At 69.5% G+C, this 15096-nt stretch carries 15 protein-coding genes; 4 read left to right on the forward strand and 11 right to left on the reverse strand.

Annotated features, from left to right (window positions below; genetic code table 11):
• Positions 1 to 273 precede the first annotated feature (273 nt).
• On the forward strand, positions 274 to 798 hold the full coding sequence (locus ON33_RS11175; protein ID WP_051151892.1) for a hypothetical protein: 525 nt from the start codon (positions 274 to 276) through the stop codon (positions 796 to 798).
• Here the strand turns inward: ON33_RS11175 and ON33_RS11180 are convergent.
• Positions 795 to 2039: a bifunctional cobalt-precorrin-7 (C(5))-methyltransferase/cobalt-precorrin-6B (C(15))-methyltransferase gene (locus ON33_RS11180; protein ID WP_040858211.1), complete on the reverse strand. Its 1245-nt coding sequence runs from the start codon at positions 2037 to 2039 to the stop codon at positions 795 to 797. The two genes, ON33_RS11175 and ON33_RS11180, sit on opposite strands and share 4 nt — an antisense overlap.
• Entirely contained in the window at positions 2036 to 2797 is a 762-nt protein-coding gene (gene dprE2 / locus ON33_RS11185) for a decaprenylphospho-beta-D-erythro-pentofuranosid-2-ulose 2-reductase (protein ID WP_040857990.1), read from the reverse strand. Before dprE2 ends, ON33_RS11180 begins: the two co-directional genes overlap by 4 nt.
• A 67-nt stretch (positions 2798 to 2864) precedes the next feature.
• Here dprE2 and ON33_RS11190 point away from each other — a divergent pair, with 67 nt between their 5' ends.
• Together ON33_RS11190 and ON33_RS41115 are read left to right on the forward strand one after the other, a co-directional pair.
• Positions 2865 to 3287: a PPOX class F420-dependent oxidoreductase gene (locus ON33_RS11190; protein WP_040857992.1), complete on the forward strand. Its 423-nt coding sequence runs from the start codon at positions 2865 to 2867 to the stop codon at positions 3285 to 3287.
• An 81-nt stretch (positions 3288 to 3368) separates the two neighbouring features.
• Positions 3369 to 3521 (forward strand): hypothetical protein, encoded by a 153-nt coding sequence (locus ON33_RS41115; protein WP_157184479.1) that lies wholly within the window; start codon positions 3369 to 3371, stop codon positions 3519 to 3521.
• Positions 3522 to 3874: 353 nt separating this feature from the next.
• On the opposite strand, the gene ON33_RS11195 is transcribed toward ON33_RS41115, so the two are convergent.
• Positions 3875 to 5002, reverse strand: coding sequence for a M24 family metallopeptidase (locus ON33_RS11195; protein ID WP_040857994.1), 1128 nt, complete (start codon positions 5000 to 5002; stop codon positions 3875 to 3877).
• Between the two features lie 358 nt (positions 5003 to 5360).
• Between ON33_RS11195 and ON33_RS11200 the strand changes: the two genes are divergently transcribed.
• A complete protein-coding gene (locus tag ON33_RS11200; RefSeq protein ID WP_040857996.1) occupies positions 5361 to 6329 on the forward strand; it encodes a 5'-3' exonuclease in 969 nt (322 codons plus the stop codon).
• Here ON33_RS11200 and ON33_RS11205 read toward each other — a convergent pair whose 3' ends face one another.
• From ON33_RS11205 to ON33_RS11240, 8 genes are all read right to left on the reverse strand, one after another.
• The gene (locus ON33_RS11205) at positions 6330 to 6737 is read right to left on the reverse strand and encodes a hypothetical protein (protein ID WP_157184480.1); all 408 of its coding nucleotides are present in this window, start codon (positions 6735 to 6737) and stop codon (positions 6330 to 6332) included.
• Between the two features lie 175 nt (positions 6738 to 6912).
• Positions 6913 to 7641 (reverse strand): DUF4333 domain-containing protein, encoded by a 729-nt coding sequence (locus ON33_RS11210; protein ID WP_040857998.1) that lies wholly within the window; start codon positions 7639 to 7641, stop codon positions 6913 to 6915.
• A gap of 112 nt (positions 7642 to 7753) precedes the next feature.
• A complete protein-coding gene (locus tag ON33_RS11215) occupies positions 7754 to 10450 on the reverse strand; it encodes a DEAD/DEAH box helicase (protein ID WP_040858000.1) in 2697 nt (898 codons plus the stop codon).
• 3 nt (positions 10451 to 10453) lie between these two features.
• Positions 10454 to 11428 (reverse strand): twin-arginine translocase subunit TatC, encoded by a 975-nt coding sequence (tatC, locus tag ON33_RS11220; protein ID WP_040858002.1) that lies wholly within the window; start codon positions 11426 to 11428, stop codon positions 10454 to 10456.
• A gap of 90 nt (positions 11429 to 11518) precedes the next feature.
• A complete protein-coding gene (gene tatA / locus ON33_RS11225) occupies positions 11519 to 11791 on the reverse strand; it encodes a Sec-independent protein translocase subunit TatA (RefSeq protein WP_033089300.1) in 273 nt (90 codons plus the stop codon).
• A gap of 65 nt (positions 11792 to 11856) precedes the next feature.
• The gene (locus tag ON33_RS11230) at positions 11857 to 12888 is read right to left on the reverse strand and encodes a 2-dehydropantoate 2-reductase (protein WP_040858005.1); all 1032 of its coding nucleotides are present in this window, start codon (positions 12886 to 12888) and stop codon (positions 11857 to 11859) included.
• Positions 12885 to 13985, reverse strand: a complete 1101-nt coding sequence (locus ON33_RS11235) for a helix-turn-helix transcriptional regulator (protein ID WP_281033206.1) — start codon at positions 13983 to 13985, stop codon at positions 12885 to 12887. Before ON33_RS11235 ends, ON33_RS11230 begins: the two co-directional genes overlap by 4 nt.
• Positions 13982 to 14974 carry a helix-turn-helix transcriptional regulator gene (locus ON33_RS11240; protein WP_174391506.1) on the reverse strand — a complete coding sequence of 331 codons (993 nt, stop codon included), beginning with the start codon at positions 14972 to 14974 and terminating at the stop codon, positions 13982 to 13984. The genes ON33_RS11235 and ON33_RS11240 overlap by 4 nt, the downstream gene beginning before the upstream one ends.
• Positions 14975 to 15096: the final 122 nt, after the last annotated feature.

The raw sequence follows: 15096 nt of genomic DNA on the forward strand, positions 1-15096 counted from the left end.
GCGTCGTTGCCAGATCCGCGGAACGCCTGGACTATCGAAGGGGACGGGCTCGACCTGGTCGAGAAGCGTTGGGGCAAGGTGGCCCACGAGTGCCATGTGGTGAAACTCAATGGGACGCCCCGTGTGTCGCTCTTGCGCCGCAGCGCCGGACCGACCCACAGCGAGATGGTCGCCGCCCAATGAGCGAATACATGGCAAACGCCGTGGCACCGCTTCGCTCCGCGCCCGACACCGAGCCAGGCAGAGGAATTCGGCACGGAAGGATCGAAGGCGATGACCGATATGATGATCAACCCGGCGGCCGCGCGGACCCAGTTCACCCGCCCGGAAACGGCAGCGCCCGCCCGGATACCGGTGCGCGGCGAGCTCACCGGCCCCGCCGCGGTGTGGCAGCAGGCGAAAACGGTGCTGGTGACCCGCACCACCGGACCCCGCCAACTGGTCACCGTGCCGCGACTGGTGGTACCCGTCGGCGACAACGGTCTCGCCTTCCGGACCTCGTCCTATTCCATCGAATCCGAGCAGCTCGCCCACGACAGCCGGGTGCTCGTGCAGCCCGGCGACTGGCGCGGCAACCCCAGGCTCGGGTCCCGCCAGCTCCAGGGCACCGCCCGTCTGCTCAGCACCGGCACCTTCGTGCCCCGCGTGCAGGCCGAGATCGAGGCCAAGTACGGCTGGCGCACGGCCCTGGCCCGGGCCGCGCACCGCCTGGCCAACGGGAACGCGCCCTACGGCGACCTCATCGTGCTCGTGACCGTGTTCGAACCCGGCCCGATCGCCCTGCCTCCGGTCGACTAGCCTTCCGCGGCAGCGGGTTTCACGACCGTCCACTGGGTGACCGGCAGGTGGGGACGCCAGGCGGTGAACCCGCCCAGCGGCTCGGCCCGGTACACCTGGAAGCGGCGCAGCGCACCCCCGTGCTGCTCGGCCAGACGCAGCAGCAGCGCATCGGATTCGGCGGTCACGGCGGCCGCGACGAGTCGACCGCCCGGTCGCAATCGCGTCCAGCACGCATCGAACATGCCGTCCTGGGTGAGACCGCCGCCGATGAAGATCGCATCCGGTGCGGTCAGATCCGCGAAGGACTCGGGGGCCGCGCCACGGACCTCGACGACGGGCACGCCCAGTGCGGTCGCATTGGCGGTGATCTGCTTGCGGCGGCTCTCCATCCGCTCGAAGGCGAACGCGCGGCACGCCGGATCGGTGCGGCACCACTCGATGGCGATGGTGCCCGAACCGCCGCCGACATCCCACAGCAGCTCGCCGGGCGCGGGTGCGAGCGCCGACAAGGTCAGCGCCCGCACCTCCGCCTTGGTGAGCTGGCCGTCGCCGCCGTACACCTCGTCGGGGAGGCCCGGAATCCGCGTCAGGCGCCACGACTTCGGATCGGCGACCGCATCGATGGCGACGATGTTCAGCGGGTCCCCGGCGGGGTGGCCCCAGTCCGCCGCGGCGCCCCGCAGGATCCGTTCGTCCGGCCCGCCGAGCTGCTCCAGGACGGTGAGGGCCGACGCGCCGAAACCCTGGCGTGCCAGCAACTCCGCGACCTGGGCCGGAGTCCGCTCATCGGAGCTCAGCACGAGTACCCGGCGCCCCTCCGACAATTCCGGAAGGACCGTCTCCACGCGCCGCCCGACCGCGCTCACCACCGGTGTCTCGTTGAGCGCCCAGCCCAGCCGCGCGCACGCCAGCGAGGCCGACGACGGCTGCGGGAGAACCCGCAGGGCTTGCGCGCCAACCAGTTTCGTCAGGGTCACGCCGATCCCGAAGTACATCGGGTCGCCGCTGGCCAGCACGCCGAGCCGCCGGCCCGCGTACCGCTCCAGCAGTCCGGACAGGGCGGGCACCAGCGGCGAGGGCCACGGCACCCGCTCCGCCCGCGTCTCGCCCTCGGGAATGAGCGCCAATTGCCGCGCGGAGCCGAGTAGTACCTCGCATGCCGCGATCTCGCGCCGCGCCGGACCGCCCAGGCCGTCCCAGCCGTCGGCGCCGATCCCGATCACCGGAATCGGCGTCGACGGCAATGGGATTCCCGTCATCGCGGCATCCGGCGCCACATCGAGTACGGCACATACCGCATGGCCATGAACAGCAGGCGGATCCGGCGCGGCACGGCCACATCCCGCACCCGCCCGTACAACCCCGACACCACCGCGTCGGCCACCTGATCGGGGGTGCTCGACAGCGGCGCGGGCTCCATCCCGGCCGTCATCCGGCCGATCACGAAACCGGACCGCACCATGAGCAGGTGAACTCCGCTGCCGTGCAACGCCATCTGCAACCCGGACGCGAAGCCGTCCAGGCCGGCCTTGGCCGAGCCGTACACGTAGTTCCCGCGCCGCACCCGCACACCCGCGATGGAGCTGAAAACCACGATCTGACCGTCGCCCTGCTCTCGCAGCAGGTTCGCCAGGCTGGTCAGCACGCTCACCTGGGCGACGAAGTCGGTCTGCACGATCTCCACCGCGTGCGCCGGATCCTCTTCGGCCCGCGCCTGATCCCCGAGAATCCCGAACGCCACCACCGCCACGCCGATGCGCCCGTGCTCGGCGATGATCTTCTCCAGCAACGGCTGATGCGACGCCATATCGTCGGCGTCGAACTCCACACAGTGCACCGCCGCCGCCTCGGCGATCAGCAACTCCTTCACCTGTGCCTGTAGCTGATCACTGCGGCGCGCCGCCAGAATCACGACCCGGCCGGGCGACAGCCGTCGCGCCACCTCCAGCCCGATCTCACTGCGCCCGCCGAGCACCAGCACGACGCCCTTGTCGACGTCCCGCGATCCGAAACCCATGGCCCACAGTTTGCCACCCGGGCACCACTGTCCGGTGCGCCCGAGTCCCGATTGCTAGCGTCGAATCATGACCAGCACCGCCGCACGCCCCGAACTGTCCCCCGCCGCCGCCGACTTCGTCACCGAGCGACACCTGGCCACCCTCTCCACCCTGCGCGCCAACGGCACCCCGCACGTGGTCGCCGTCGGCTTCACCTGGGATCCCGAGGCCGGCATCGCCCGCATCATCACCAACGACGGCTCGGTCAAGGTCAACAATGTGCGGCGTTCCGGGTACGCGGCGGTGAGCCAGGTCGACGGCCCGCGGTGGATCACCCTCGAAGGCCCGGCCACCGTCCTCGACGACCCGGACTCGGTCGCCGACGCCGTCGAGCGCTACGCCGGCCGCTACCGCCAGCCCCGCGAGAACCCGACCCGCGTTGTGATTGCCATCGAGGTGCAGCGCGTGATGTCCAGCAGCGTCTTCAAGGGCGACACCGCCGGGCACTGATCCGGCGATCCGGGCTCGACCGATTACTCTGCGGCGCACGGCACGTCCATTCTCTCGAGTGCGCAGCAGAGGGGAAGAGCCATGTCCACGCTCCGAGAAGGGTTGCAGGCCCACGTCGACGAGGGCGGTGTGCCCGGCGCGGTCGGCCTGCTCATCCAGGTAGGCGTGGACAGCCCGGCATCGGACGCCACCATCCTCGACTTCTGGCGCTACGCAGCCACTTTCGACGAGTAGACCACCGGCAGCGGAATCCTGAACCTCCGCGATATTCGCCGATCGTCGAGGACCTCGGGTCGGGTTCGACTCCGCGCGCGTGGATGAGCGCCGCCAACGTCTCCCTCGATGCCGTTCCCGAGGTCCTCTGGCGATGCCGTTCCCGAGGTCGTCTGGCACGCCGCAGCCCCGGGCAAAGGAGCCAGAGCTGTCCGACGCCATGCCTCGATCTGTCCCGGGTCGCCATGCCTCGATCTGTCCCGGGTCATCGCCGCAGGGAAACGCCGCCGAGCCCGCACGACGATCTCCGCGGCTGCCGGCTGCGCCATCCGGGCGGGCCGGGCCGTCGTGCGGGTCGAGGCCGGAGTAGGGATCTATAGGCGGGTCAGGCCGTGGGGGCGGTTGTTCATGGACTCACAGCCGTCCTCGGTGACGATCACGATGTCTTCGATGCGGGCGCCCCATTCGCCGGGGAAGTAGATGCCCGGCTCGATGCTGAAGGCCATGCCCGGCGCGAGTACCAGGTCGTTGCCCGAGACGATGTAGGGCTCCTCGTGGACGGAGAGGCCGATGCCGTGGCCGGTGCGGTGGACGAAGTAGTCGGCCAGGTCGGCGGCGGCCAGGACGTCGCGGGCGGCGGCGTCGATCGATTCGGCGGTGACACCCGGGCGTACGGCGGCGACCGCGGCGGCCTGGGCGCGTTCCAGCTCGGCGAATTGGGTGGCCACCTCTGCACGGGGCTCGCCCAGCACGTAGGTGCGGGTGGAATCGGAGAAGTAGCCGGGTTCGACGGGACCGCCGATGTCGATGACCACCACGTCGCCGGGCTCGATGACGCGGTCGGAGACCATGTGGTGCGGGTCCGCGCCGTGCGGGCCGCTGCCCACGATGACGAAATCGGCCTCGGTGTGGCCCTCCTCGACGATGGCGGCGGCGATGTCCGCGCCGACCTCGGCCTCGGTGCGGCCGGGGCGCAGGAACTCGGCCATGCGGGCGTGCACGCGGTCGATGGCCGCGCCCGCCCGGCGCAGCGCCTCGATCTCGCTGGGGTCCTTCACCATTCGCAGTTCGCGCAGCAGCGGGGTGGCCGAAACCGGTAGCGAGCCAAGCTGATCGGCGATGGGCAGCAGGTGCAGGGCGGGCATGACATCGGTGACCGCCACCCGCGCACCGGCATTGAGCACGTTCCGGACAATACGATACGGGTCGACCCCGTCCACCCAGTCCACGATCTGCAGCCCCAGCTCACCGGCCGCGGAACCCTTCAGCGAGGCCAGCTCCAGCTTGGGGATCACCACCGAGGGCGTCTCCCCGCTGGCCGGGATCACCAGACAGGTCAGCCGCTCGAACGACTGAGCCCGCGACCCCATGAGAAACCGCAGGTCAGAGCCTGGCGTGATGAGTAACGCGTCGAGATGAGCATTGCGCGCCAACTCGGCCGCCCGCTCCAACCGTGACCCGTAGACCTCCGCCGCGAACCGTGACTCGTCATGAGAGCTCATGCTCACCGACGCTACTCCCCAACCCCGCCACCCTCCAGCCACCGCCGAACTTCGCACCCCACCACCGTGTGCCACTACTCGACCACAATCCGACCCGGCTGCGGCCCAGCATCATTCGATCCCCCGAAGAGGCCGCGCTTTCGGCCGAGCCGGCACGCCACCACACGACGCCCGCCGGGCAACCGCCCGGCGCCGAATTCTCGCGACGGCGAACTCGCGGGCAAACTCATCCGCAGCCCGCGCACCAGTTCTGCGGGACGCAGTCCACCGGCCTGTCGGCCGCCCGCACCGCCCCCGCGCCCGACTCCCTGGCAACGCTGCCCCGACCTGTCGGCCGGTCCCGGTAGGGTCGAGCGCTATGAGCAACCCTGCCGTCGGTCCGCTGTTGCTGCTCGATGGGGCCAGTCTGTGGTTCCGGGCGTTCTACGCGATCCCGGAGAAGATCACCGCGCCCGACGGGCGGCCGGTGAACGCGCTGCGCGGCTTCACCGACATGGTTGCGGCACTGGTCAAGCAGCATGCGCCGAGCCGGTTGGTGGTGTGCCTGGATCTGGATTGGCGACCGCAGTTCCGGGTCGATCTGCTGCCCTCGTACAAGGCGCACCGGGTGGCCGACGCTGCGGGACAGCCCGTTGCCGGAGTCGTGGCCGAGGAGGTGCCGGACGCCCTCACCCCGCAGATCGACATGATCATGGCGGTGCTCGAAGCCGCCGGCATCGCGACCGCGGGCGCCGAGGGCCTGGAGGCCGACGACGTGATCGGCACCCTGGCGACACGGGAGGGCACCCACGAGGTGATCGTCGTCAGCGGCGACCGCGACCTGCTGCAGCTCGTCCGCGACACCCCGGTTCCGCCCGTACGCGTCTTCTATGTCGGCCGCGGCCTGTCCAAGGCCGAGCTCTGGGGCCCGGCCGAGGTCTCCGCCAAATACGGTGTGCCGGAAGAGAATGCGGGTCCGGCCTACGCCGATATGGCCGCCCTGCGCGGCGACGCCTCCGACGGCCTGCCCGGCGTCGCGGGCATCGGCGACAAATCCGCCGCCCAGCTCATCTCCCGCTTCGGCTCGGTGGAGGCGCTCCGCTCGGCGGCCGCCGACCCGGACTCCGATCTCCCCAAGGGCGTGCGCGCGAAACTCGTTGCCGCCGATGACTATCTGAAGGCCGCGGCCCCGGTCGTCCGGGTCGTGCGGGATGCCGAGGTCGATTACTCCGGCCCGGACCTGCTGCCGTTCACTCCGGCGGACCCGGATCGCCTGGCCGAACTCGCCACCATTTACAACGCCGAGAGCCCGGTCAAGCGGCTGATCACCGCCCTGGCCAAACGCTGATCAGCGCTGCAGCGGACCCACCGGCCAGGTTTCGGGCTTGCCGTCGAGATCGGTGACGGCAGCCTCGGTGAAGTAGCCGTTCTGCAGGTTGCGCAGGGTGACGTGGGTCGTACCGGTGGCGGTCTTCCCGGCGGCACAGCTGGGCTGACACACCCGCCGATACTCGGTGCCGTCGCCCTCGGCGGTGTCGGGACCCCAACTACTCCAGGTGATGTCGCGGACGCTGAGCCCGCCGTCGCCACATGCCAGCAACATACTGGCAGGCTGCACATCGGCCTTGTTGGTAATGCAGTCGTTGACCACCGGGCCCGTGGCCACGGCCCCCGCGAACGGTGCGGAAGCCAGCCCCAAGCTCGCCACCATCACCACGGTCGCGGTCCAGCCCACGGTACGAACAGTCGAATTCATCACGCCCCCCGATCACGATCAACCAGAAGAATTTTCGCCCACTGTACTCGCCACGGCCGATAAGCCAACCCCTGGCAAACGCGAGGGCCCGGCCATGATCCTCCGATCACGCCCGGGCCCAACACAATTGCCCAGTTTCGAGGGCCCCGAAGAAATTCGGGAACTCCCAGAAGAATCAGCTGGGGCGGCCGACCTCGTAGGTGCCGTCATCCTTGGTGATCTTGATGGTCACCTTCTTGTTCTCGCCACCCACCTTGAGGGAGCAGTCGAAGGTCTTGTCGACCTCGACCTTCTGACCCGACGGGCAGCTCACGTTCTGGACGTCGTCGATGCCGTAGGAATCCTTGAGCACCTTCTGCACCCCGGATTCCACGGCCTTGTTGTCCAGCTGATCCTTGCTCAGCAGCCAGGCCAGACCGCCACCTGCCGCGGCCAGCACGACCACGACGGCCACCACGATCCCGATGATCAGACCGGTCTTCTTCTTACCAGCGGGCGGCTGCTGCGGCTGCGGCCACTGCTGACCGGGCTGCTGCTGGTTCCAGTCGGGCTGCCCGGGCTGACCCGGCTGCGGCCACTGCGGCTGCGACTGACCCCACTGCTGCTGATCGCCCTGCGGCTGCTGCTGCCACTGCGGCTGACTCTGCCCCCACGGCTGCTGGACCGGCTGCTGGGGCTGCGACTGCCCCCACGGCTGCTGCGGCTGGCTCTGCCCCCACGGCTGGGCCGGCTGCTGCTGTTGCGACGGGTCGCCCCACTGGGCGGTCGGCTGCGCGGGCTGCTGGCCGCCCCACTGCTGAGTCGGTCCGGCGCCGGGCGCGGGCTGCTGGCCGCTCCACTGCTGCGTCGGATCGTTGCGTCCCCCTTGGCCAGGGGCGTCATTCGGTCCGTACGGGCCGCTCATCTGCTTGCCTCCAATAGCAATCCGTTGTACTCACGCTAGCCCCCCGAGCAGGAACGCGCTCGTGTTCCCACTGCGGTCGGTACATCCAAGAATCAAAGCACAGTCGTATCTACTACGCCGCGTCCACGGCTACGACACCCCGGCGGATGGCCCGCACCGCCTTGCTCGCGGTGGCCGCCACCTCGACGTCGTCGGCGGTGCTGTGAATCTGGTCCAGCAGATCGATGACCTGACGGCACCAGCGCACGAAATCGCCCGCGGAGAGCGGGTTTCCGCGATCGCCACTGGCGAGCAGGGCATCGGCGAGGTCGTCGCCGCGGGCCCAGGTGTAGACGCCCGTGACGAAACCGAGGTCGGGTTCCCGGGTGGGCTGCACCCGATGCTTGGACTCGTCGGAGCGCAGCTGCGACCACACCCCGATGGTGGCGTCCACGGCCCGGCGAATCGGCGCGGTCGGGCCCGAAGCGCCCAGGTAGCCGCCCTCCTGCCGGGATTCGTACACCAGGATCGACACCACGGCGGCCAACTCGGCCGGGCCGAGACCACGCCACAGCCCCTGCCGAAGACTTTCCGCCACAACCAGATCCGCCTCGGCGTAGATGCGGGCCAGACGGCGGCCGTCCTGGGTCACCTCGCCGTTCTCGACATAGCCGCGCTCCTCGAGCAGTCCGAGAATGCGGTCGAAGGTGCGCGCGAGGGAGTTGGTGGTGGCCGCCACCTGCTGGCGCAGGTTCTCGGTCTCGCGCTCGATGCGGTTGTAGCGCTCGCCGATGCGGGCCAGCTGTTCCCGATCCGGCCGGGAGTGTGCCGGATGGTTACGCAGCGCGCGCCGCAGGGTCTGCAGGTCGCGGTCGTCGGCGGCCTTGGACTTGCCGCCGCCCTGCCGCCCGCGCCGGGGCACGGTGATGCCGGTGCTGCGCAGCGCCGAGGCCAGATCACGCCGCACCCGGGCGGTGCGGTGGTCGACGTGCTTGGGCAGCCGCAGCCGGCCCAGCGATTCGGCCGGGGTCGGGAAGTCCGCCGCCGAGACCCGGCCCGCCCACTTGTCCTCGGTGAGCACCAGCGGACGCGGATCACCCGGTGTCGCATCGGGTTCCAGGATCACGGCCAGCCCCTGGCGGCGTCCGGACGGGATCACCACCACGTCACCGCGCCGCAGCGCGGTCAGCGCTGCCACAGCGGCCTGCCGCCGGTCGGTGCGGCCCTGACGCTCCAGGTGCCGTTCCCGGTCCCGGACGCGCTCGCGCAGCTGGATGTATTCGAAGAAGCTCTCGTCGCCGAGTTGCGAGCGCAGCTTGCGTAGCTGGGCCTCGTTGCGCTCGATGCCCCGTACCAAGCCCACCACCGACCGGTCGGCCTGGAACTGCGCGAAGGACCGCTCCAGCAGCGCCCGCGACTCCGCCGCGCCCATCCGATCGACCAGATTGATCGACATGTTGTAGCCCGGCCGGAACGACGACCGCAGCGGATAGGTTCGGGTCGAGGCCAGGCCCGCCACCGCGCTGGTGTCGACCTCCGGCTGCCACAGCACCACCGCGTGGCCCTCGACATCGATGCCGCGCCGCCCGGCCCGCCCGGTGAGCTGCGTGTACTCCCCCGGCGTCAGCTCGGCGTGGCTCTCGCCGTTGAACTTCACCAGCCGTTCCAGCACCACGGTCCGCGCGGGCATGTTGATGCCGAGAGCCAGCGTCTCCGTGGCGAACACCGCCCGCACCAGCCCGCGCACGAACAACTCCTCGACCGTGTGCCGGAAGGCGGGCAGCATGCCGGCGTGGTGCGCGGCGAATCCGCGGTGCAGCGCCTCGCGCCACTCCCAGTACCCGAGCACCTCGAGGTCGCTGCGCGGCAGGTCCCCGGTGTGCTTCTCGATGATGGCGTCGATCTCCTCGCGATCGTCCTCGCGCGAGAGATCCAGCCGCGAGCGCACGCACTGGGCCAGCGCCCCATCGCATCCCGCGCGGCTGAAGATGAACGTGATGGCCGGCAGCAGCCCCTCGTCGTCGAGCCGGGCGATCACCTCCGGCCGCGGCATGGGCCGGAACGAGCGTGGCGGCCCGCCGCGACCGCGCCCGGGCACCGCCCAATTGTCCATGCGGTCAACGGATTCGCGGTGCTTGATGTAGCGCTGCAGCTCCCCGTCCACGATCACCTTGGCGTCACTGGACTTGGGGTCGAACAGATCGAACATGCGCTTGCCGACCATGACGTGCTGCCACAGCGGCACCGGCCGGGTCTCGTCGACGATGACCGCGGTGTCGCCGCGCACGGTCTCCATCCAGGCGCCGAACTCCTCGGCGTTGGAGACCGTCGCGGACAGGCTGACCAGCCGCACCTCCGGCGGCAGGTGCAGGATGACCTCCTCCCACACCGCGCCGCGGAAGCGGTCGGCCAGATAGTGCACCTCGTCCATGACGACATACGAAAGCCCGCGCAGCGCATCGGAGCTCGCGTACAGCATGTTGCGCAGCACCTCGGTGGTCATCACCACCACCGAGGCATCCGGGTTGATGGACTGGTCGCCGGTCAGCAGACCGACCTCGTCGCGACCATAACGTTCGGTGAGATCGGCGAACTTCTGGTTCGACAGCGCCTTGATCGGCGTGGTGTAGAAACACTTCCCGCCCGCCGCCAGCGCAAGGTGGACCGCGAACTCGCCCACCACGGTTTTGCCGGCGCCGGTGGGCGCGCAGACGAGCACACTGTGCCCGCCCTCGAGCGCCGCGCACGACTGCCGCTGGAACGGATCGAGCTCGAACTTCAGTTCGGCGGAGAATGCCGCCAGTTCGCCAGTAAGCGACCTTGATGTCACTTTTCAGAGAGTATCGGAGTAATCCGACACGCCTCGCGTTGTTTTCTCGAGCGGTGTGACGGCCACCGGTTCCGCGGTCGGCACCGGAGTCGGGGCATCGACGCCGCCGGGCGCGGTGTCCAGCGGGGACGCCTCGTCGTCGGACAGCTTGTCCCAGTTCTCCGCGTTACGGGCCTTGCGCTTGTCGTTGAAGCGCGCGAACTGCACCGCGATCTCGAACAGCAACGTCAGCGCGAGCGCCAGCGACAGCATGGAGATCGGGTCCTGCGGGGTCACGATGGCTGCGAACACGAACAGACCGAAGATCAGTCCGCGCCGCCACTTGGTGAGCCGCTGATAGGTCAGCACCCCGAGGAAGTTCAGACCCACGATGAGCAAAGGGGTTTCGAAGCTGACACCGAAGATCACCAGCAGCTTGATGATGAAGCTGAAGTACTGCGCACCGCTCAGCGCGGTGATCTGCACGTTGTTGCCGATGGTCATCAGGAAGCTGAGCGCGTGGGCGACCACCCAGTACGCCAGCACCGCACCGGTGACGAACAGTGCCGCGCCGACCACCACGAACGAGATCGCGTACTTGCGTTCCTTGGCGTACAGACCGGGGGTGATGAACGCCCACAGCTGATACAGCCAGAACGGACTCGCCACCACCACACCGGCGGTGGTGCCGACCTTCAGGCGCAGCGTGAACTGCTCGAAGGGCGCGGTCGCGAGCAGCCGGCAGGAGCCGTCGGTACTCAGATTGGCCCGCGAGGATGCGGGCAGATCACAGTAGGGTCCGCGCAGGATCTCACCGAGACTCTCGATCCCGAAGATCGAATGCGAGTACCAGAAGAACCCGAACAGGGTGCCGACCGCGATCCATGCCAGCGCGATGAGCAAGCGCCGGCGGAGCTCCGAGAGGTGCTCCACCAAGGACATGGTGCCGTCGGGGTTCGTGCGGCGCTTGCTGCGCCGGGGATCGAACGGGATGCGCATGTGTGTGTGACTGCCTCCGCCTCGCGGCCAAAGAACCCGGACAACGGCTCATCCGGGATGAGCATTACTCATCCCGGACAAAACGTCGTCTCAGGCCTTCTGCTGGTCGTTCGGCTGCGGCGCGGGCTGCTGGACCGGCTGGGCGGGCGGCAGCTGAGCCGGCGGTTGCACCGGCTGAGCCTGGGCCTCGGGAGCGGCCTCGCCCGTCTTGCCCTCGTTCTGCATCTGGCTGACTTCGGTCTTGAAGATGCGCATCGAGCGACCCAGGCTGCGGGCCGCGTCGGGCATGCGCTTCGAACCGAAGAACAGCAAGAAGATCAGCACGACGATCAGCAAGTGCCACGGGCTGATGGCGCCTGTCATTCCATTACCTCCAAAGACTCTGGTGAGTCCGATGCTACCGGACCCGCATATCGCAACGCTTGTTGTCAACCCTTGTTCGCCACGCCCTCGCGCGCGGCGATGGTGAGCTGTTGCAGCAATTCCGGGCCCGACCAGGTGCGCCGGTCGCCGTTCTCCGCAGCTGACACGAGATCGATCAGCTTCTGGTTCACCGGCGTGGGTATTCCTACCATGGTCCCGAGACTCACGATTTCACCGCACAGCCAAGGGATTTCGGTTTTGCGTCCGGCGGCCAGGTCGTCGGCCATCGACGAGCGGGCCACCGGATCGACTGCCAGCACCTTTCCCGCAATCCGGCGGAAGACGCCGTCGGGCACGGTCAGCAGCCGGGCCATCACCTCGGGCGGCAGCGGCGTGAGCCGGGCCGGGCGGATGCGGGCGGCTTCCATCGCCGCGAGGGCCTCGCGCTGAGCCAGGGCCAGACAGCGGCGGTAGTCGCGGGTGCCCAGTTCCTCGCGCAGCGGGCGGCCGGACAGCGCGTTGATGGGGTTGTTCAGGTTGAGCAGCAGTTTCGCCCACTGGATGGGCAGCAGATCGGCATGCCGGGCGAAGCCCAGACCGGAGCGGCGGAAGATCGGTGCGAACCGGTCGAGCGCCGGATCGTCGGCGACGTCGACCGTGCCGGCGGTGCCGCGATGGAAGCGCCCCTGGCCGTGATGGACGACATTGAACATGACCATCCCGGCCAGCACCACACAGGTGGGCAGGATCTCGCGGATGACCGCGTCGTTGCCGATGCCGTTCTGCAGGCTGATCACCACCGTGCCGGGCTTCACCACGCCGGCCAGTTCGCCGGCGGCGGTGGCGGTGGCCGCGGACTTCACCGTGATCAGCACCAGCTCGGCGTCGGCGCCAGGTTCGGTGACCGCCCGGAAGCCGCCCGGTTCGATCCGGGCCTCGTCGCCGTCCAGGTCGGTGAGCCGCAGCCCGAAGGTGTTCAGCTCCTCGACCACTCGCGGCCGGCCGACGAAGGTGACCTCCGCCCCGGCCGCGGCCAGCCGGCCGCCGACATAACACCCGATGCTGCCCGCGCCCAGCACCGTCACCCGGAAACTCAAGCGGGACCGACCCCCTCGAGTCCGGCGTACGCGGTCAGCGCGGAACTGGACCGCTCGCGCACCGCGGTCACCAGTTCGACCGGGCCGAGCACGGTGACGCCCGCGCCGAAACCGAGCAGCAGCCGCGCCATCCAATCCAGGGTGGCGAAGCGCATGGTGGCCTCGATACTGCCGTCGGGGTGGTCGGTGACCCGGTGCATCGGGTACTGCTCGAGCACCCAGGCGTAGTCGGGCCGAATCAGCAAGCGCGCCAGCGGGACCGCCGGATCGTCGACGAACAGGTCCAGGGCCGCGGTCTCGTCCGCGGCGGCCTCGGCGGGCGGGTGGGCCGGTTCGTCCAGCCCGGTGGCCTCCTCGATGCGATCGAGGCGGAACAGGCGCACGCCCTCGGCCTGGCGGCACCAGGCCTGCAGGTAGCTGTTGTTGTCCACCAGCACGATTCGAATCGGGTCCACCACACGCTCGGAGACCACATCGCGGCTGGCGGAGTAGTAGACCAGGCGCAGGGCGTGCTCCCGCTCCACCGCGGACCGGACGGTCGCCACGGCCGGCGCCTCGACCGGCACGGGCAGCGTCGGTCCGGCGAATTCCCGTCCGGAGATGGCGGATTCGATCTTCGCGATGGCGGCGTGCGCCGCGCTCGGATCCACCATGCCCGGCAGATCCGCGATCGAGCGCAGCGCCACCAGCAGCGCGGTCGCCTCCAGCGAGGTGAGCCGCAGCGGGCGATCGATGCCCGCGGAGAAGGTGACCTCGATGCTCTCCTCGGAGAACGACAGATCGATGAGATCGCCGGGCCCGTAGCCGGGCAGGCCGCACATCCACAGCTGGTTCAGGTCGGTCATCAGCTGCTTGGTGGAAACGCCCAGCTCGGCCGCCGCCTCCGCCGCGCTGATGCCCGGATTGGCCTGGAAGTACGGAATCATATTCAGCAGCCGGGCCAGCCGGGTCGAAAGCCGGCTGGTGGTGGCCGCGCTCCCCCGCCGGTCCTTCGCACCGTCGGAAGCCCGTGCGCCGTCACCGGTTCCGGCCTTGCGGGCGCCGTTGGCGTCGATCACACTGTCTCCCCGGCGTTTCCGCGACGCAGCATCGCTCATGCCGATACCTCCGTCCGCTCCAGCACCGACTTCAGGCGCGCGATCACATTCTCGCGCAGGTCTTCCGGGGCCAGCACCAGGGCGTCCGCCCCGAGCCCGGTGATGAGCCGGGCCAGCCAGTCACGGGACCGGATCGGCACCTCCACGATGGACCCCGGACGCCCGCCGACCGCGCGCTCCTCCATGACCGGTCCGAGCCGGCGGATCTCCTGGCCACGGCCCTCGGCGACCCACACCGTAGCCGAGCCGCTGATCGGCGTCTGCGCGGTGACCTCGGCGACCACGGCCCGCAGGTCCAGATCCTCGGGCTTGTGCACCGCATTGGCCGGGCCGTACTCGGTCACGTCCTCGTCGATGCGGGAGATGCGGAACACCCGCCGGTCGTCACGCATATTGTCGTGCGCGACCAGATACCAGCGGCCGTGATGGGTGACCACACCCCACGGCTGCACATCCCGCTCCACGGGATCACCGTGGGACTGACGGTGTTTGAACGTCACCGCCCGGCCCGCGTCGATGGCCGCCAGCAGTTTGCCGAGCACCGGCTCCGAGCCGCGGGTACGCGCCGGGACCGCGGGCACCGCCGACACCCCGGCGTCGGGCTCCACGTGGATACCGGCCGCGCGCAGCTTGAGCAGTCCGCCCTCGGCGGCCGCGGCCAGCTCCGGAGACTCCCACAGCTGGACCGCCACCGCGACCGCGGCGGACTCCTCGCTGGTCAGATCGATATCGGGCAGTTCATAGGCATCCCGGTTGATGCGGTAGCCCTCGACACTCGAATACCGGCCCACCGGACCGATTTCCAGGGGTATGCCCAGATCGCGCAGCTCGTTCTTGTCGCGCTCGAACATCCGGCTGAACGCCTCGTCGCTCGCGGACTCCTCGTACCCGGCGACCGACTCCCGTATCCGCTCCGCGGTCAGGAACTGCCGGGTGGACAGCAGCGCGATAACCAGATTCATCAACCGCTCGACCTTGGATATCGCCACCCCGTAGAGAGTAACGGGCGCGTAGGCGATGTGGAGCACGGGCGGTCGCGTTTCACCCCTGCCTACCCCACACGTTTCACCCCTGCCTACCCCACGACAGCCGGGGCCAAACGCGGAACGGG

It is taken from the genome of Nocardia niigatensis NBRC 100131, from assembly GCF_000308655.1.
Classification (GTDB): domain Bacteria; phylum Actinomycetota; class Actinomycetes; order Mycobacteriales; family Mycobacteriaceae; genus Nocardia; species Nocardia niigatensis.